The organism is Paenibacillus phyllosphaerae (assembly GCF_014192105.1).
Lineage (GTDB): Bacteria > Bacillota > Bacilli > Paenibacillales > Paenibacillaceae > Paenibacillus_Z > Paenibacillus_Z phyllosphaerae.
Genome location: NZ_JACHXK010000017.1, coordinates 158,879 through 176,715, shown reverse-complemented (window position 1 = coordinate 176,715; position 17,837 = coordinate 158,879). Strand labels below are relative to the sequence as shown.

At 55.3% G+C, this 17,837-nt stretch carries 17 protein-coding genes; 8 read left to right on the top strand and 9 right to left on the bottom strand.

The genetic code is table 11. The features are described from left to right. Window positions 1-453: 453 nt before the first annotated feature. Entirely contained in the window at window positions 454-1,764 is a 1,311-nt protein-coding gene (locus FHS18_RS26420; RefSeq protein ID WP_183603379.1) for an outer membrane protein assembly factor BamB family protein, read from the bottom strand. Between the two features lie 226 nt (window positions 1,765-1,990). On the opposite strand from FHS18_RS26420, the gene FHS18_RS26415 reads away from it, so the two are divergent. After that, on the top strand, window positions 1,991-2,404 hold the full coding sequence (locus FHS18_RS26415) for a VOC family protein (protein ID WP_183603378.1): 414 nt from the start codon (window positions 1,991-1,993) through the stop codon (window positions 2,402-2,404). Between the two features lie 128 nt (window positions 2,405-2,532). Here the strand turns inward: FHS18_RS26415 and FHS18_RS26410 are convergent, their stop codons facing one another. The 5 genes from FHS18_RS26410 to FHS18_RS26390 form a co-directional block, all read right to left on the bottom strand. Further along, complete coding sequence (locus FHS18_RS26410; protein WP_183603377.1) at window positions 2,533-2,688, bottom strand: hypothetical protein; 156 nt, start codon at window positions 2,686-2,688, stop codon at window positions 2,533-2,535. 3 nt (window positions 2,689-2,691) lie between these two features. Further along, window positions 2,692-3,888 carry a Ger(x)C family spore germination protein gene (locus tag FHS18_RS26405; RefSeq protein WP_183603376.1) on the bottom strand — a complete coding sequence of 399 codons (1,197 nt, stop codon included), beginning with the start codon at window positions 3,886-3,888 and terminating at the stop codon, window positions 2,692-2,694. Next, complete coding sequence (locus tag FHS18_RS26400) at window positions 3,855-4,982, bottom strand: GerAB/ArcD/ProY family transporter (protein ID WP_183603375.1); 1,128 nt, start codon at window positions 4,980-4,982, stop codon at window positions 3,855-3,857. Before FHS18_RS26400 ends, FHS18_RS26405 begins: the two co-directional genes overlap by 34 nt. A gap of 10 nt (window positions 4,983-4,992) precedes the next feature. Further along, complete coding sequence (locus FHS18_RS26395) at window positions 4,993-6,552, bottom strand: spore germination protein (protein WP_183603394.1); 1,560 nt, start codon at window positions 6,550-6,552, stop codon at window positions 4,993-4,995. Window positions 6,553-6,791: 239 nt separating this feature from the next. Further along, on the bottom strand, window positions 6,792-7,550 hold the full coding sequence (locus FHS18_RS26390) for an SDR family oxidoreductase (RefSeq protein WP_183603374.1): 759 nt from the start codon (window positions 7,548-7,550) through the stop codon (window positions 6,792-6,794). Between the two features lie 220 nt (window positions 7,551-7,770). Between FHS18_RS26390 and FHS18_RS26385 the strand changes: the two genes are divergently transcribed. The 3 genes from FHS18_RS26385 to FHS18_RS26375 all read left to right on the top strand — a co-directional run bounded on the left by FHS18_RS26385 (window position 7,771) and on the right by FHS18_RS26375 (window position 10,094). Then, complete coding sequence (locus FHS18_RS26385) at window positions 7,771-8,385, top strand: TetR/AcrR family transcriptional regulator (RefSeq protein ID WP_183603373.1); 615 nt, start codon at window positions 7,771-7,773, stop codon at window positions 8,383-8,385. A gap of 160 nt (window positions 8,386-8,545) precedes the next feature. Continuing rightward, a complete protein-coding gene (locus FHS18_RS26380; protein WP_183603372.1) occupies window positions 8,546-8,827 on the top strand; it encodes an ArsR/SmtB family transcription factor in 282 nt (93 codons plus the stop codon). 70 nt (window positions 8,828-8,897) lie between these two features. Then, a complete protein-coding gene (locus FHS18_RS26375; protein ID WP_183603371.1) occupies window positions 8,898-10,094 on the top strand; it encodes an MFS transporter in 1,197 nt (398 codons plus the stop codon). Between the two features lie 11 nt (window positions 10,095-10,105). Here the strand turns inward: FHS18_RS26375 and FHS18_RS26370 are convergent, their stop codons facing one another. Together FHS18_RS26370 and melA are read right to left on the bottom strand one after the other, a co-directional pair. Beyond that, complete coding sequence (locus FHS18_RS26370; RefSeq protein WP_183603370.1) at window positions 10,106-11,356, bottom strand: MDR family MFS transporter; 1,251 nt, start codon at window positions 11,354-11,356, stop codon at window positions 10,106-10,108. A gap of 237 nt (window positions 11,357-11,593) precedes the next feature. After that, window positions 11,594-12,892, bottom strand: coding sequence for an alpha-glucosidase/alpha-galactosidase (gene melA / locus FHS18_RS26365; protein WP_183603369.1), 1,299 nt, complete (start codon window positions 12,890-12,892; stop codon window positions 11,594-11,596). A 178-nt stretch (window positions 12,893-13,070) separates the two neighbouring features. On the opposite strand from melA, the gene FHS18_RS26360 reads away from it, so the two are divergent. From FHS18_RS26360 to FHS18_RS26345, 4 genes are all read left to right on the top strand, one after another. After that, window positions 13,071-13,901: an AraC family transcriptional regulator gene (locus FHS18_RS26360; RefSeq protein WP_183603368.1), complete on the top strand. Its 831-nt coding sequence runs from the start codon at window positions 13,071-13,073 to the stop codon at window positions 13,899-13,901. Between the two features lie 101 nt (window positions 13,902-14,002). Further along, window positions 14,003-14,524, top strand: a complete 522-nt coding sequence (locus tag FHS18_RS26355; RefSeq protein WP_183603367.1) for a TetR/AcrR family transcriptional regulator — start codon at window positions 14,003-14,005, stop codon at window positions 14,522-14,524. A 171-nt stretch (window positions 14,525-14,695) separates the two neighbouring features. After that, complete coding sequence (locus FHS18_RS26350) at window positions 14,696-16,120, top strand: MFS transporter (RefSeq protein ID WP_183603366.1); 1,425 nt, start codon at window positions 14,696-14,698, stop codon at window positions 16,118-16,120. A 91-nt stretch (window positions 16,121-16,211) separates the two neighbouring features. Next, entirely contained in the window at window positions 16,212-16,778 is a 567-nt protein-coding gene (locus FHS18_RS26345) for a CBO0543 family protein (protein WP_183603365.1), read from the top strand. Between the two features lie 71 nt (window positions 16,779-16,849). On the opposite strand, the gene FHS18_RS26340 is transcribed toward FHS18_RS26345, so the two are convergent. Next, entirely contained in the window at window positions 16,850-17,836 is a 987-nt protein-coding gene (locus tag FHS18_RS26340) for an ABC transporter ATP-binding protein (RefSeq protein ID WP_409348571.1), read from the bottom strand. Window position 17,837 lies beyond the last annotated feature (1 nt).

Here is a 17,837-nt window from a genome sequence, read left to right as displayed (position 1 = left end):
TGTATTAGGCACGCCGCCAGCGTTCGTCCTGAGCCAGGATCAAACTCTCCATAAAAGAAGTGCTTGTGACTCATTACTTAACTAGCTATAAAACATATCGCTCATTGTTCAGTTTTCAAGGAACAAGTGATGATTGACTTGAACGGCTGATAAGACGTTCAGCATTCATCAGTTTTAATCGCTTGTCCGTGTCGCTCTCGCGGCCGGAATTAGAATATAACACATTCGAAGCGATCATTGCAAGTGTTTTTTTGAAATTCTTTTTTTGTTAACCGTTTGTGTGTTTCGCGGCAACGAGATATAGAATACACCTTACGCAAACAAATGTCTACTTGAAATTTATTACATTTGTTAAAAAGCATTTCGTGTGATTTCGCATACGCCCCCGGAACCGACACAAAGAGGCAACTGGCCGTGCGGGGCACCAGTCGCCTCTCCTTCCTTCTATATTACCTAGCGCAATATCTCCGGGAGCGTATAACCGTTAAGCTTGCTCTGCTTCACCGCTATCAGGTAAGGCCCTGCCCGAAGCAGGCTTTGCACGCCGCCTTGCCCCGTCGCTGCTGTGAAGATCCGCTGTCCGCTGCGCAAATCAAAGGCGATTAGCGTACCGTCTTCATACATCTGGTACAACCCTCTGCCGATTATCGTCGCCCTATAATGAGGCGTCTTTTCGTTATCCCATACTTTATGCTCACCAGTATCCAATCGCACGGCGGATACGCGGCCCGTAGTCGGGTCCTCCATAATCAGTTGGTTATATGCGATCTCCCCTGTGGGGTACACCCGCTTCGGCTGAATGATGGATCGAATCGGTTTGGTCCGCAAGGCCGCTTCACCGAGATTGTAAGCTTCGATCGTATCTCCCCACAGAATATACAGCGTACTGCCATTGACGATAGACGTTGGGACAAATTTAACGCTGAAGGCATCATTCGAAGCTAAGCTATGGCGAAAAACATAACTTGCGCCGACTTTCCCCGTCTTGGGATCGATCGCACTATAGGTGAAGGTCAGGTTTATGGGATCGCCGGGGAAAGGCTGCGGGATGACCGCGGCAAGCAGTTCCCCTTGGCCGGCCGAGACAGGCAGGCGATGTCCGCGGAGCGTCCACAGCTTCTTGCCCGTTGCCCGGTCATAGGCGAAGACCTCACCCAATGCCGCGGCACCAGGCAGCTTCCTTTCACCTAACAGCAGGTTATTCATAAGTTGCAGCTGCGTCGGCACTTCCGTCCCCTTCAGCTCTGCCGTCTCCCAGATCAGCTTGCCGGATTGTCGTCCGAAGGCTTGTATCCGGTCGCCTCGCAATACATAAAGGTAATCGAGCAGAAGAATGCGGTCCCCTGGCTGGAACGGGCCGGTCTTGGCCGACCAGTTCAGCTTCCCTTGGCTATTGACGCTTACCAGCTGACCGCTGCGTGTCACGGTATATATAGTGTTATCCGCCGCGTAGAAGTAGGGCAGCAAATTGCTGCCGAATTTCCACAGCCGCTCCCCGGTCTTGGCATGCAACGCCAGCATCTGACCGGACTTGTAGGCAACAATGATGCCGCTTCCCGGAAGAACCGCCGTCTTTGCCTCGCCAAAATCCGGTTCCCCCTTCTTTAACTCCGGCCCGGCGGACATGGACCAACTGGGGGAACTAACAGCGGCTGCGCCAGCCGAAACGCAATATTGGAGCATCATCGTCACCAGAAGCGCCACGATCGTCACGACTGTCCATCGGTTAGCCGCCAAGAACGAACGTCGTCTTGTCACACTCATTCACTAGTCTCCTTCTCGTGCTTACGCCTTAATCGCAGGTACGATCAGAACAATCGCCCCGTACAATTACCGACGTTTTCAATAAAAAGGAAGTTGCAGGCAAGCACGCCAATGAAGAAAACAAAGAGCGCAATCGATAAGAAATGTGCGATTCCTGGCCATGCTACAATGTAGCCACAGACAGGTAAGGCTTCAAAACCCATTACGAAGGGACGTTGATGTAAGAATGGCGAAATTAACACCTTATATTTTTTCCGAGGATGCTCGGGCTCAAGCCGAATTCTACACGCAAGCACTGGGCGGGGAGATCCAAAGCCTTATGACGTTCGGCCAAACGCCGGGCACGCCTGAAGCGGTTAAGGATAAAGTTATGCATATGAGCTTCATCGCCGGCGGCATTCAGTTCTTCATGTCCGACTCGCCGTTCGGTCCGATTACGCGCGGAACCGGCATGCACCTTAGCTTAGAGTTCGCAACCGATGAGGCAGCCCATGAAGCATTCGATAAGCTTGCGGATGGCGGCAACGTGAAAGATCCGCTGAAGAAGCAATTCTGGGGTTCGCTGTTCGGGGTCATCGAGGACAAATTCGGCGTGCTGTGGCAAGTGACGACGCCACATGAAGCTGCGGCTCAAGCGTAAGTAATTACGTACTAAGTTAATCAGCCGCCACAAGCATGCTGATAGCCCCTGCAATAGGAAGAGCCGATCTTAGCCTAGCGCTTGGATCGGCTTTTTATGATAGATGCGGTGTCTGCACCGCTTGAGCGTTATGGCGACTCCTGATCCTTCTCCTTCCATGGCGGGTCTCCATTCTTATGCAGCCGTTGGTTGTATTGGTAGATCAGAAAGGGAATCGCCCCGGCTAAAATCGTACAGAAGAATACGCTGCCGGACGGAACGAACCCTGCCAGCTTCTCGAGCACGCTCTACTCCCCCTCGCTTTGGTTGATGTTCCCGAGACGGCGAATGTTGACCTTGGCCTGAACTTCGATCTTCGCATCCGAGAACAGATTCTCTCCTTCATCCCAATTGTCCTTGAGCTTGAGCCAGCTGCGATAATGGTTCTGCCTCAGATAGGAGAGCAGCCCGATCGCATCCGTATTATATTCCTTCTGCAGGGCGGTGATCGTCTCGTAGCATACCGCTTCGATTTTCTTGGCGAACGCTTCCTCCATCGCAGTAATGGTACTCAGCTTGGCAACATCCAGATTTCGGATGGATTTGCCCAACGCACCTTCCGCTCTGACCTTGATGACAAACCGGAAGCTGTCGCCATCGGGATAGGCATGAATCTCGCTTTTTGCCCGCTCCACCTCGAAATCAACGATCTGCTCGTCCATCTGCGTCTCAACCACGCCGCCCTTGATTTGCTGACGCATAAAATTGAGCCCCTGCGTCTCTTCGCCGGATAAAAAACCCACGAAAGCATGATCTCCGCCGAACAGCGCCGCTCCGACCAGCGAAATGCCGTCTTCATAATGGCTGATTTTCTGAATCGTGAAGCTGATGTCCTTCAGAATCTGCTCATGAATGTCGCCGATACGCGATGGCGGCAGCATGTAGTTGCTCTTGAAGTTATTCTTGAGCGTCGATTCAATATAAGCGAGAGGATATTTTTCATTCTGGGACTTAATATTGAAGATGTCGCTTGCCTTGCCGTCCGTAATGAGCACTTTGACATCCCGCCGCATCTCGTTATCGCGAAGGAAGAAGTCCAGCAGATCCGCCAAATCTGCCGATTTGCCTTTCACGACGTCCTTGGATAACACGATAATCGCCAGATGCTCAAAGTAGGGCGTGCGGCTTGTCTTCGTTGCAAGCCTTGCGGTAAGCGCCATGATGGAGCGCTCGCTCGCACTGATATTAAAGTAAGACTCGCCTCCACCTCCGCTTTCATTCCCCCCGCTCCGCAGACCTGCAGGGACAATGATCTGATAGGTTCCCTTAAATTGCTGAGCAGAAGACTCTTCGTTCGCTTCCTCCCCCTTCTTCTTGACCAGGTCAATCGCCACGCCGGTGACGAAGCCCCTTTCGTCAATCTCCACGCGATCCCAACAACCGGATAGCAGCGTTAAGGCGCAGACGGCGATCAAGCATTTCCCCCCGTGGATCCGCTTGCCCATGAACGCTTCACCTTCCTTTTCGCAAACGGATAAAGGATCGCCAAGAGGATGATCAAGCCATATCCGATATAGCTAATGAACGAACCGTATTTGGCGAACGCGATGACATTCTTCGGCATCATGCCGATGTAATAGATGATAGGCGCCAGCAGAATCACCCAATGGATCCGCTTGCCCTTCTTGAAGACGGAGTAACCCGCGTGCATCGCCATGTCAAAAGCCATCGTGCAGGAGTTGAATATGGTCATGATCCATATGGTGAAAAAGACCGATTCCATCCGTTCGAAAAACTCGCCGGGAATCTTCACTTCCTTGGCCAGCTCGATTGCGGGGTATCCGATCTCCTGGAGGCCGGCCTGCGAGAAAATACCGACGCACGCCAGATAGATCCCCATATACAGCACGACCGGTATGGCAACGCCGAAGACGGCTGCCTTCGGAGCATCCTTGGGCCGCTTCATCATCGTCGAATAAAAAAGGATCGATTCGAAGCCGAGCATCGTGAACCCGCTCTCTTGCGCGCCTGTCAACAGAGGACCCGGCTTGGTGACGAAAACCGGCTTCAGTTCCTGCCATACGATAATAGTATTGCTTAAGAAAAGAACAACCATCGTAAGGACAACGACAAACGGCAAGAACAAGGTATTGAGCCGGATGATGCCGATTCGCGATCCCGAGACGGCGTAGCATACGATCAGCAGAAACGTAAGCCCAATGGCTTCCGAGGGCGTGCGCTCGAAAAGATAGGTTTTCGAAATGTTGGCGATGGCCCTGACCTCGTAAGAGGCGTACATAGCATAATAAAACATGACAACGATCATAAGCCCCGCCGCTATCGGCTTCGTTATCAGTTTGCCGATGAAATCGTAGAAGGTCTCGTTCCCCAGCAACACCCCGTATTTGCCGAGGATAAACGCAAGCAGCATGCCAAAGCAGCCCGCCAGCGCGATGGAGATCCACCCGTCCGAAGATTCCGTAGTGCCCGCAAGCACACGGGGCAGCGTCAGAATGCCTACCCCGATAATCATGGACGTTACGGTAATCGTCATCTCAGGGGCAGATATGCGGTTATCGTCGTATTGTCGCCTACTCATGGAACCACCACTATTTTCGCTTCATTCGTATACTGTCTCGCGTCTGCAGCATACGTGGACGGTCTTTCAAATATTCAACCGGGGCGCGCAGTATGATATCCTTCCAGTCGCCCCAGAATAGCGGCGCGAACGGCGTAGAGTACGGGATACCGAAGCTGTACAGATTCACAAAGTGAATATTGATCATAATGTACGACAGGATAATGCCGTACAGGCCAAAAAAGGCGGCCGCGATCATAATCGCAAACCGAACCATGCGCAGGGAAATGGCAAACGAATACGACGGGAAGGAGAACGACGAAATGGCGGTTACGGCAACGACGATGACCATAACCGGACTGACAATGCCTGCCGAAACAGCCGCCTCCCCGATAACGAGGCCGCCTACGATACCGATCGTCTGTCCGATCGGCTTCGGCAGCCGGATTCCGGCTTCCCTCAACAGTTCAAGCGTAATCTCCATGATGAACGCCTCGACGACGGCCGGGAACGGCACCCCTTCTCTTGCGCCGGCAATCGAAAAAGCCAGCTTCGACGGAATCATACCGTGATGGAATTCCAGCAGGGAAATATACAACGCAGGCAGAAAGGTCGCCAGAAACGCCGCGCCTAATCGCATAATGCGCGTCAGCGTCGCAATCAGCCAGTTCTGATAATAGTCCTCCGGCGATTGCAAATTAGAAGAGAACGTAATCGGCAGCACGAGCGCGAACGGATCCCCGTCTACGAGAATGCCGATCCTTCCCTGGAGCAGACCGCCGGTCACCTTGTCCGGACGCTCGGTATTGGCGATAAGCGGGAAGGGGCTGAGAAAGCTGTCCGACATCCATTGCTCGATCGTCCCCGAACCTTCTACGTCATCGATCTCAATGCTTTCGATCCGCCGCTTCGCTTCCTCGACCAGATCCGGATGAACGATGCCTTCAATGTACATCATGACAACGGTTCTTCGGGCTCGTTCCCCTAGCTTGTAGGTGATCAACCGCAAATTGGGTTCTCGCAGCCTGCGCCGGATAAGGGATGTGTTCGTGCGGATATCCTCGACGAAGCCCTCCCGCGGTCCACGGATGATCGACTCTGTCTGCGGTTCTTCCACGCTGCGGCTATTCCAGCCCGAGCTGCCGATGATAATTGCCGTGGCAAGGCCTTCGATCAACAGAACGCTGTCACCGCTGAGCAGCGAACCGATCGAGTCTTCATAGGTCTCGTTCTCGCCAATATCGAACGAAGTAAGCACCTCATCCACCACGAGGGTAGCAATCTTATTGGCCGAGTCCACCTGCTGCTCCGTGAAATGGTGCAGCAAGGGGTCGATCACTTGATTTTGGATGAGCGCTTTGTCCACGAGGCCATCGATACAGATGATCGCGCACGCATGCCGGTTCACGCCAATCTTGAACGACCGTACGACGAGGTCCTCCGGTGCCTTCAGGATGCCGGCAATCCGGTCAAGATTGGCATTGATGCTCGACACGAGCGGGATGGCTTCCCGATCATTGTTCTGTTGTCTCTTGTGCTTCCCTTGCTGATAGCGATGGCGGCTATTGCGCCTGCCGCTGCGATAAAACATGGTAACCACCCTTATCCAGTTCCTTCTTCATAGGGTGGCTACTCCCATGGCAAATCATGCATGGCCGTCTTAAACGCCGACAGGCCCATGGCCATACGAGGTAAAACGGCTGACGCCTTCCTATTCAAAAAACACTTCATCCCGCGGGATAAAGTGTTCTCTAACGAAAAACATGATAAAGGGCCGCCTCCAAGCCGATGGAATGACTTGAAGACGACCCTATTCGCTTGCGCTTAATCTTAGTAAGCCGTCCAGCCTGCGTCCGCCGTAACGACCGTTCCGTTCACGAAGCTGGAATCGTCGGAAGCGAGGAATAGCGCAACCTTCGCGATTTCTTCCGGCTCGCCCGTACGCGGGTTGAGGCCCATGCCGGTCATGGCGCGTTCCATGCCGAACGGATTCGGCGCATTAATCGACGTGCTGATGTTCGTGGCCACGCCGCCTGGCGCGATCGCGTTACAGCGGATGCCTTCCTTGGCGTACTGGAAGCCGACGTTCTTCGTCAGACCGACAACCGCGTGCTTGGCTGCCGTATACGCGGCACCGGCGCGGGAGCCGAACAGACCGCCTGCGGAAGCAACGTTAACGATGACCCCGCCCTTCTTCTCCAGGAAGATCGGCAGTACTTTGCGAATCGCGCGCATGGGGCCCGTCGTATTCACGGCGAAGACGCGTTCCCACAGCTCGTCTGTCAGATCGGCAGCCGGAACGAAGTTATCCATTATGCCGGCATTGTTCACGAGGATGTCGACCGTACCGAATTCTTTTACTGTATCGTCGATCAGCGATTGAACGTCTTCTTCCTTCGCAACGTTAGCCACAAGCGCGAGCGCCTTGCCGCCGCTTGCTTCGATGCCGGATACGACCGCTTGCGCCGCCTCCAAACGAAGATCGGCTACAACGACCGATGCGCCTTCCGCCGCGAACAACTCGGCGATCGCTTTGCCCATGCCAGATGCCGCGCCTGTTACGACTGCTACTTTACCGGATAGTTTCATGTGAGTTCCTCCATTAATAGAAGATTCATATTTGCGGTCAGCCTCTGCTTTGCTTGCGGCTGTCTAAAGGAAATAACCAACAAGTGTTCAGTACAGAACATCTGTTAGCTGTAGTATAATCAATGCGTGAAAGGGATTACAATCAGTAAAAACACCGCTTTTGTAAGGTAACGAACAGATCCGGAGAAACTGTACACTAATTGACAAAGGACCGTGAATTATGTCCCCCAAAGAGAAAGAACCAAAACTCGACCGCCGCGTCGTCCGCAGCCGAGCCGCGCTGAAAGAATCGCTTCTGGCGCTCATGGCACTGAAGCCCTTCGCTTCCATCTCTATTACAGAGATTGTAGAGCACGCCAATTATAACCGCGGCACCTTCTACGCCAACTACGAGAGCAAAGAGGCGCTCCTTGATGACATGATCGCGGACCTGATCGAGAAGCTGCTTCAGTCGTACCGCGCGCCTTACGAGAAGGTCGAAGTGTTCCATATTAACGAGCTGCCCGCGAGCTCGGTCATGCTGTTCAAGCACTTCCACGACCATGCGTCCGTCTATACCGTATTGATGAAAAGCGACGTGCTGCCTCATTTGCGCGAACGAATGTTTATGGCATTAAAGAATATTTCCATGAAGGAACTGAGTTATCCGAATCGTGGAATCGACGAGGAACTCATGGCGACCTTCTCCATCCATGCCTTGCTCGGGCTCGTATTCCATTGGGTGGAGAGCGGATTCAAGCATTCCCCCGAGTACATGCAGCAGGAATTGGTGAAGATCATCAACTGGCGGCCAACCACGGTGAAACCGAATCTGCCACCTTCGGATAAGGGGTAAGGGGACGTTACGGGCTGCTGTCGGGTCGGTGCTGTGAAGCGAGGGCTGGATCCGCTTCTATCCGGACTAGCCTTTCATTTTTACCATTTACATCCATCCAGTGTTATGTTATCTTAATTCCATCGTTATAGAAATAACAAACCTAGCAAAGGTGAAGCCCATGACCGAACTTCCTACAGATGTACAACAAGCCGTTAAAGTTTATAAAGCGCTCGGCGAGCCGACCCGTCTCAAAATCGCGATGCTGCTGACTGAGGAGCAGAATCTATGCTGCTCCGCCATCGGAAGCAAGCTGGAGTCCGTAGCGGGATCAACCTTGTCCCATCATCTTAAGCAGCTGACGGACAGCGGCTTATTGAAGATGCGCAAAGACGGCACGTATATCTACTACAGCGTCAATCGGGAAGTTGCCGTGAAGTACGCCCCTTTCCTGCTGGAGTAATTTTTTTGTTTGTTATTTCTATAAACTTAGAAATATAGAATTATGGGGTGTGGAAAGGAGCAACCGTAACATGTCCAACGCATGGAAAATTTACATGCTCGCTGCAGTCAGCTTCCTGGTCGGAACATCAGAGTTCATTATCGCCGGCATTCTCGACAAAGTGGCAGCCGATATCGGCGTGTCCGTATCGGCCGCAGGCCAGCTCATTACGGTATTCTCCTTGGCTTATGCTTTCGGCACACCGTTCCTGATGGCATTCACCGCTAGGATGGAGCGGCGCAAGCTCTTGCTCTACGCGCTAGCGCTATTCGTTGTCGGCAATGGCGTCACCGTCTTGTTCCCCGGCTTCGAATTCCTGGTCGGGTCCCGCGTTCTGCTCGCTCTTAGCACTGGCGTCTTCGTCGTCACCGCGCTGACCGTCGCCTCCAAGCTTGCGCCGGCGGACCGTCAAGGCAGCGCGATCGCCACCTTGGTCATGGGCTTCAGCACCGCGCTCATCATCGGCGTCCCGCTCGGCCGCGTCATCGCCGCCTCCTATGACTGGCGCATGATCTTCGCCGGTATCGGCGTACTCGGCCTATTGGCGATGCTGCTCATCGCATACACCATCCCTCGCACGGACGGAGAAGCCCCGGTACCGATCCGGCAACAGTTGGCGCTCCTTAGCCAGCCGCGCATCGTCATCGCCCTGTCCATCACCTTCTTCTGGATTGCGGGCTATGCCATTGCTTACACGTACATTTCCCCCTTCCTGCTCGAGGTGACGGGCATGACGGAACAAGGCGTCAGCGCCGGCCTGTTCGCATTTGGCATCGCCAGTCTGATCGGGTCCAAATTCGGCGGCTTCAGCACCGACCGGTTCGGCGTTCCGCGGACGTTGATCGGCGGGATGGTCGTTCACGCCTTCGCACTCATCCTGCTCTCCTTGTTCGCGCATTCCGCGACAGCGATGATCCCGCTGCTCGTCCTCTGGTCTTTCGCGGCTTGGTCGTCGGGTCCGACGCAGCAATACCACCTGCTCTCGCTCGCCCCCGAAGCCTCCGGCATTATGCTTAGCCTGAACAGCTCCGTGCTGCAGTTGGCCATGGCGGCCGGCGCAGGCATCGGCGGAATCGTGGTCGAACAGACTTCTCTGCTGGCGATCAGTTGGATCGGCGCTGCAGGTGTATTCATCGCTGCCGTGACGGCCGCCTTGTCGCTCGGTCTCTCCTTCAGCCGATCGCGCCGCGGAGGAACAGGACGCAACGTACAGAAGAACAGCGCTTGATCCATTCCATTCTAGGCTGCCCGCTCCTGCTCTTCAGGGATGGGCAGCCTTGTCCGTAATCGCTGTCCCGCGAAGAAGAACGGGAACGCCGCGAAGGTAATGAGCATCAACAGGCCGAAGATAATCGGTCCTTGGTCAAAACCAAGCGAATGCAGCAGAAGGCCTCCCAGCCAAGCACCGCCGCTCTGGCCGATAAAAGCAAGTCCGCTTGCGCCATAGTACGTCCCGCGCGAATCCGCAGGCGCAATCTCGCCGATCAGCACATCGCCGATGACGAAGCTGAGTATCTCGCCCACCGTAAACACGACCACCGACAACGCAAGCAGCGGCAGCTGATCGAATAGCCCGAAGCCGAACAGTCCGAGGCCGAAGAACAGGCAGCCTACGGTCAAGGCCGTCATGGAGGAGAAGCGCCGCATCATGGTCACGAGCGGATATTGAAGCAACAGAACGGATACGGCGTTCACCATGAACAAGAAGGAATAGGTCTTCACGTTGTCGTGGCCAAGGAACTGCGAGAGCGTCGTATCCAGATGTCCATAGGCATTTGCCACGAAGGCGTTGCCGATCAGAAAGCAGAGAAACACCCGGTCGGTGAACACGATCCGGGCCATCGCCCGCATCGAGACCGGCTCACCCTGCGCCTTACGGCGTTGCCCTGCCTCGCGATTCATGCGGCTTAAAGCAACGAGCACGAGCACATAGGCCAGATAAATCCCGCTGCAAATCGCGAAGGGCAGCAGCGAAGACGTGCCTCCGGCACCGAGCTGCAGGCCAAGCAGAGGACCGACTGCCCCGCCGACATTAATGGCAAAATAGCGCGCATGGAAAACGGCAGCCCGCTTCTCCGTCTTCGTCACGTCGACCAGCAGCGCTTTGGCCGTGGGCTCGAATACATTGCGGAACAACCCATTGCAAGCACTAAGCAGGAAGAACTGCCATGGCGCTTCCGCGAATGCAAAGCCGATGAACACCAGACTCCACAGCGTCATCGCCGTGATCATAACGGGAAAGCGGCCGAGTCGATCGGACAACAAGCCGCCGATAAAGCTGCTGCATGTCCCGGCCAGCATGCTGGTCGCTAGGATGTCCCCGATCGTCGCGGGATTCATGCCTTTGACCTCGCCCAAATAGATGCCTAAGAAAGGTATCGTCATGAAAAACCCGGTCCTGGCTAGAAATGTGCCGATAATAATCGCCCAAGCGACAGGATGGAAGTCCGGCGCCCGCAGGCGCCGCCGTGCTGAATGCTGATTCGTCATAAGTCGCGGCCTCTTCTCTAACCCCTTCGTTCACCGATTCAGGGTGCAATAGCTCCATTATACGAAACGTGCCCGCAACAAAAAGGGTCGAAATCGCTGCAGCATGTTCCCCTTTTGTCAGCATAGGGCTTGTCAGTTCAATGGAAACCTTGCGCGCGTCGTCGGTACGATTCGCATAGACTGGTGCCACAGCACGGCAAAAAGCCCTTCCTGCAGCAAGACAGGAAGGGCTTAATTTTATTTATAAGCAGGCAGCCAGCTGCCGTGCGCTTCGATCAGATCGTCGCACATCGAGACGATATCGTCGATCGACAGCTCTGCGGACGTATGCGGATCGAGCAGCGCCGCGTGGTAAATATGTTCCTTCTTGCCCGTCAACGCCGCTTCGATCGTCAGCAGCTGCGTGTTGATGTTCGTCCGGTTGAGCGCGGCCAGCTGCGGCGGGAGATCGCCTACATAGGTCGGCGTCACGCCTGAAGCATCGACCAGACACGGCACTTCGACGCAGGCTTCCTTCGGCAAGTTCGTAATGAGCCCGGTATTGAGCACGTTGCCCCCGATCTTGAACGGCTTGTTCGTCACCATCGCCTCCATAATATACGAAGCGTATTCGTGGCTGCGGCGATGTTCGAGATTGCCATTGGCGAGCAGCGATTCCCGCATCGACTCCCAGCCTTTGATCTGCTCGATGCAGCGGCGCGGGTATTCATCGAGCGGAATGTTGAAGCGATCGATCAGCTCCGGATAATTGCGTTTGATGAAATACGGATGATACTCGGCATTATGCTCCGATGACTCGGTCACGTAGTAGCCGAAGCGCTGCATAAGTTCGAAGCGCACCATATCGTGGTGCTTCTCCTTCTGCTTCTCCGCCGCGCGCCGTTTGATCTCCGGATAGAGGTCGACGCCGTCCTTCTTGGCCTCGAGCAGCCATGCCATATGGTTGATGCCCGCGATCTTGGCCTCGACGCCTTCGCTCTCCATCCCGAGCGATTCGAACAGATGCGGCACGCACACTTGCACGCTGTGGCACAAGCCGACCGTCTTCACGCCGCCGACGCTCGCGAGCACATTCGTCAGCACCGCCATCGGATTCGTATAGTTCAGGAACCATGCGTCCGGGCACACTTCCTGTATATCTTTCGCAAAATCGAGCACGACCGGAATCGTCCGCAGATTGCGGAAAATCCCGCCGATGCCGAGCGTATCTGCAATCGTCTGACGCAGGCCGTATTTCTTCGGAATTTCGAAATCGGTGATGGTGCAAGGATCATATCCGCCGACTTGAATCGCGTTAATGACGAACTTGGCGCCCCGCAGCGCTTCCTTGCGGTCGGTATACGTGCGGATCGTACAGCTGCTGCCCGACGTCTTAAGAATATTGTTCAGCAGCTGCTCGGATTCCCGCAGCCGGCCGTGGTCAATATCGAACAAAGCAAGCTCGAAGCCTTGCAGCGCCGGAGTAAGCATGACGTCGCCGAGCACATTTTTCACGAAAACCGTACTACCTGCCCCAAGAAACGTAATTTTGGACATATGAAGTTTCCCCTCCAATTGGTCATGTGCAATATACCCTTACTATAGCGTCACGGCGAGAAGAGCAACATGGAGCAACCCCACCATTACCTGTCATAATGCCAGATTGCGCGCGCTTCCATCTTCCGAAAGGCCGAATCCGCTTGTTATAATACGAGTAACAAGGAGGGATGAGCGTATGCTGCGCGTCGATATTAGCCGTCTGGATCAAGCGCTGCAAGGCCAGCTGGATCTGAATGTGCTCTTCCATGGCAAAGAGGAATGCGAGCCGCTGCATAGCTGGGGACCGGGCTTGCGCGATTCGTATATCATCCATTACATCCACAGCGGCCGGGGCGTATTCCGAATGAATGGCCAGACCTACGCCTTGACCGCCGGCGAAGGCTTCCTCATCCCGCCCGGAGCGATCGTGCATTATGAAGCAGACGAACGCGAACCGTGGGTATATACATGGATCGGTTTTCGGGGGATGCAGGCCAAGGCGCTCTTAAGTTCGGCGGGTCTTGATGCGGATAGCCCGATCTTCCGCACCGGGGATCGCGCGTTCTTCGAATGCCTTCACGAGGAACTCATCGCCGCAAGCCAGCGCCGCGGCAGCGGATTGTTCTTCCAAAGTCTGCTGTTCCGCTTCCTCGCCGAACTGGTGGAGTGCGCGGAGGCGCCGGTGCGCGGACCCGCTTCGCCGTCCAAGGAAGCGTACGTACGCAAGGCGAGTGAATGGATCGAGCATAACTACAGCCAGAAAATAACCGTGCTGGAGATCGCCCGCTATGTGGGACTGAACCGCACCTATCTGTCGAGCTTGTTCCAGGAGCAGTATGGCGTCTCGCTGCAGACGTATCTGCTGCACTACCGGATGAATCGGGCGGCGGCGCTGCTGCGCAACCGGGAGCTGTCGATCAGCGATATTTCGCGCTCCGTCGGTTATACGGATCCGTTCCTGTTCTCCAAGATGTTCAAAAAGGTAATCGGCATGTCGCCTACCGCTTCTCGCGCACAAGCGACGTAACTGAATGCCTTATACAAAAAATGTAAATTATATTGACAGCATCCGGAGCTTGGGATTATATTTTATTTATCGGTCAATAAATAGCGTAAAGGAATGTAGCCATGACACCCAAAGATACAGCAGCCCAGAACCGGAAGGAACAAATTCTCGAAGCCGCGGCCGCTCTGTTCGCAGAGTTCGGCTATTACAAGACGACAACCGCCGAGGTCGCCCGCAAGGTCGGCGTGACCCAGCCGTATGTGTTCCACTTCTTCAAATCGAAGGAGGAGCTCTACCTGGCCGTTCTGAAGCAGGCCACCGATCGCATTGTCCATGCGTTCACGATAACCGAAGCGCCGCCCGAGCAGCTGCCTGAAGCCATGGGCGAGGCATTCTTCGAGCTGCTCTCCAATTACCGCAATGAGATTCTGCTCGCCATGATGGCGCACGCCACGCCTGAACCGGCTGTACGCGAGTTCACGCGCAGCGTGTTCGATCAGGTCTACGACCGCGTCAAGCAGCGCTTCGAGAATGCCGGGATTCCGGATGCAGGTCGCAAGACGAGCATCTTCATCGGACACGGGCTGATGTGCGCACTCGCCGAATCGATCCAGCTGCCGAAGCTGCTGCATTGGGAGCAATAGTAGAGAGGGAATAGTGGCAAAGCGCTTCATACCACGCTTTGCTATTCTATTGGCTTTTTATTTATTAAGTGATAAATAAATTAATATTAACCTTACCTTGCGGCTTCACGGGCTTTATACGCCCCTTATTTATTTATTAATAAATAAAACTAAAATGAAGGAGTTGATTTTATGTTCACCGCTTCACGTATTCGACTCATGGTCATCACCTGCGCGGCGCTCTTCATGGCGATGCTCGACAATTTGGTGCTCGGCGTCGCTCTGCCCTCCATTCAGCAATCGTTCGATGCCAGTCTGACCGATCTGCAATGGTTCATGAACGCGTACACGCTCGCTTTCGCTGTCTTGCTCATCCCGTTCAGCGTTCTTGGCGAACGACTCGGCCGCAAACGAATGTTCCTGACCGGCGTAGTCCTCTTCACACTCGGTTCCGCCTTCTCCGGCTTAAGCGAAAGCTCGATCCAGCTCATTCTCTCCCGCGCCTTGCAAGGCATTGGCGGCGCGGCGGTCGTCCCGCTCAGCTTAACGCTCGTGAACGCCGCATTCCCCGCCAACATGCGGGCGGCCGCACTCGGCATCTGGTCCGGCATCTCCGGCCTCGGTCTGTCCATCGGACCGCTGATCGGCGGACTCATCGTGGAAGGCGCCCCGTGGCAGCTCATCTTCTGGGTGAATGTCCCCGTCGGCCTGTTCGCCTTCATACTCGGCTGCTTCTGGCTTACGGAATCCAAGGGAAGACGCAAGCCCATGGATCCGCTCGGCATTCTGCTGCTCGCCTCCGGCCTGTTCGGTATCGTCTACGGTTTAGAGCAGGGGAACGAAGAAGGCTGGGGTTCCGCGCTCGTGGTCAGCTGCCTCGCAGGCGGATTGCTGCTGTTGCTCTTCTTCTATCTATGGGAACGCACCCGCAAGCAGCCATTCGTCCAGTTCGATATGTTCCGCAGCGGCCGTTATTCCGCCTATATTTTCGCAGGCTTCTGGATGAATGCCGGCATATTCGGCGCCATCTTCCTGCTGACGCTATTCCTGCAGCAGGGACAGGGGTACTCCGCGCTCGAGGCCGGCGTACGGACGATGGCTTGGACGGGGTGCACGATGCTATTCGCTCCTCTGGCCGGATTCGCCGTCAACAAATTCGGCAACCGCAAGCTGCTGTCGCTCGGCCTGTTGTTCCAGGCCGTGGCGCTAGTCGGGTTCGCATGGCTGATTATCGCGCAAGGCGTCGATTTCCCCTTCCTCTACCAAGCGCCGCTCATGATGCTGGCCGGTACCGGCATGGGACTTAGCTTCACGCCGCTGTCGCATGGCGTGCTCTCCTCGGTGCCCGAGACGTCAGCCGGCGAAGCCAGCGGTATCAATAACGCCTCGCGTGAGCTGGGCGGCGTGTTCGGCATTGCGATCAGCGGGCTCATTTTGGAAATCGGCGATCCCATCCAGTCGGCAGCAGACTTCGGCACGCATATCACGCCTGCCCTGTTGGCCGGTGCGGGCATGCTCCTCTTGGGACTCGTCAGCGTGCTCGCATTCGCGCGCGCCAGCTCCACGTCATCGCTGCGGCCGTCCGGCTCCGTACAACCGGCTGAGGAGATGCCATAATGCAGCGTTAGCCCTCGGATGCCCGGCTGCAACATATTTCACTCTAACCCCGCCCATACTAAGGAGGATATGGGACTAAGGAGTGCAGCAGATGGACACGGTTCAATCCCAGGAGAACATCGAGATATCGGGGGAATTCCATAAGCGCATATCCGATACGAATCGGGATTTTGCCCACTATTGGTTCGAGCACACCCTATGGCATTGGGACTTCTGGTTATCGCTCGCATTAGCCGTTCTCCCCTGGCTGCTGTGGATCATGTTCCGAAGAAGAGAAAGCCAAGCAAGATTACTCTTGGCTGGCTTCACGATGCTGATCATCTCCTCCTGGCTTGATTTTCTCGGTATTATAGCAGGGTCGTGGTTCTATACCGGCAAGCTGCTGCCGACCATCCCATCCTACGTTCCATGGGATTTCTGCCTGCTTCCGGTGACCGTTATGTTCGTCCTGCAAATTAAGCCTCGCGGATTACCTTGGTTGAAAGGCATCGTATTCGCGGTCTTAACGGCATTCGGCGGCGAAACGCTCTTCCAATGGCTCGGCTTCTACGTGCCGCTTCATTGGAATCAGCTGTATTCGCTGCCCATCTATGTCGCGCTCTATCTGATCTGCCATCGCATCGCGAATATGTCCACCTTCGATCCGCTGACGGGTTAATCCATATGCCCCCACGTCAAAAAAAGCAGGCAAAGCGATCACTCGCCTTGCCTGCTTCTTGCTTCAAACGCTTATATGAGCGGATAATGGCATGCCACCTGCCGGTCGCCTTCGAGCGTCCGAAGCAGCGGCTCTTCGGAGCGGCAGCGCGCTTGGACGAACGGGCAGCGCGTATGGAAGCGGCAGCCCGACGGCGGATTCGCGGGGGAAGGTACGTCTCCCTGCAGGATGATCCGCTCTCGCTTGCGGCCCGGCGTCGGCGTCGGTATCGCCGACATCAGGACCGCCGTATACGGATGGAGCGGTTTGGCGAACAACCCGTCGGTTGGCGATACCTCGACTATTTTGCCCAGATACATGACCCCGACCCGGCTCGAAATATGCCGCACCACATTAAGGCCGTGCGCGATGAACAGATAAGTCAGCCCCAAGTCCTTTTGCAACTTCATCATCAGGTTGAGCACCTGAGATTGGACGGATACGTCGAGCGCCGATACGGCTTCGTCCGCCACGATGAACTTCGGCTCAAGCGCGAGCGCCCTTGCAATGCCGATCCGCTGGCGCTGGCCACCCGAGAACTCGTGCGGATACCGGTTGCGCCGCGAGACGTCGAGGCCGACGAGCTCCATCAGCTCGCATACCCGGTCATCGATCTGCTTGGCGCTCATGCGTCGATGGAGCCGCAGCGGTTCGCCGATCAAGTCGCTGACCAGAAATCGGGGATTCAAGGAACCCATCGGGTCCTGGAAAATAATCTGCATCTCCTGTCGCAGCTGACGCAGCTCTCTGCTGCCCGCAGCATGGATGTTCTGACCTTGGAACAGCACCTCGCCTCCGGTCGCTCCCTTCAGATTGAGCATCACGCGGCCCAATGTCGACTTGCCGCAGCCGGATTCGCCTACCAATCCGAACGTCTCCCCTTCGCGAATGCCGAACGATACGTCGTCGACCGCCTTCACATTCCCGGTCACCCGGCTAAGCAAACCGCTTCGGATCGGAAAATACTTTTTTACGTGGCGCGCTTCCACTAGGAACTTCTCCGTTGTCATGACGCTCATC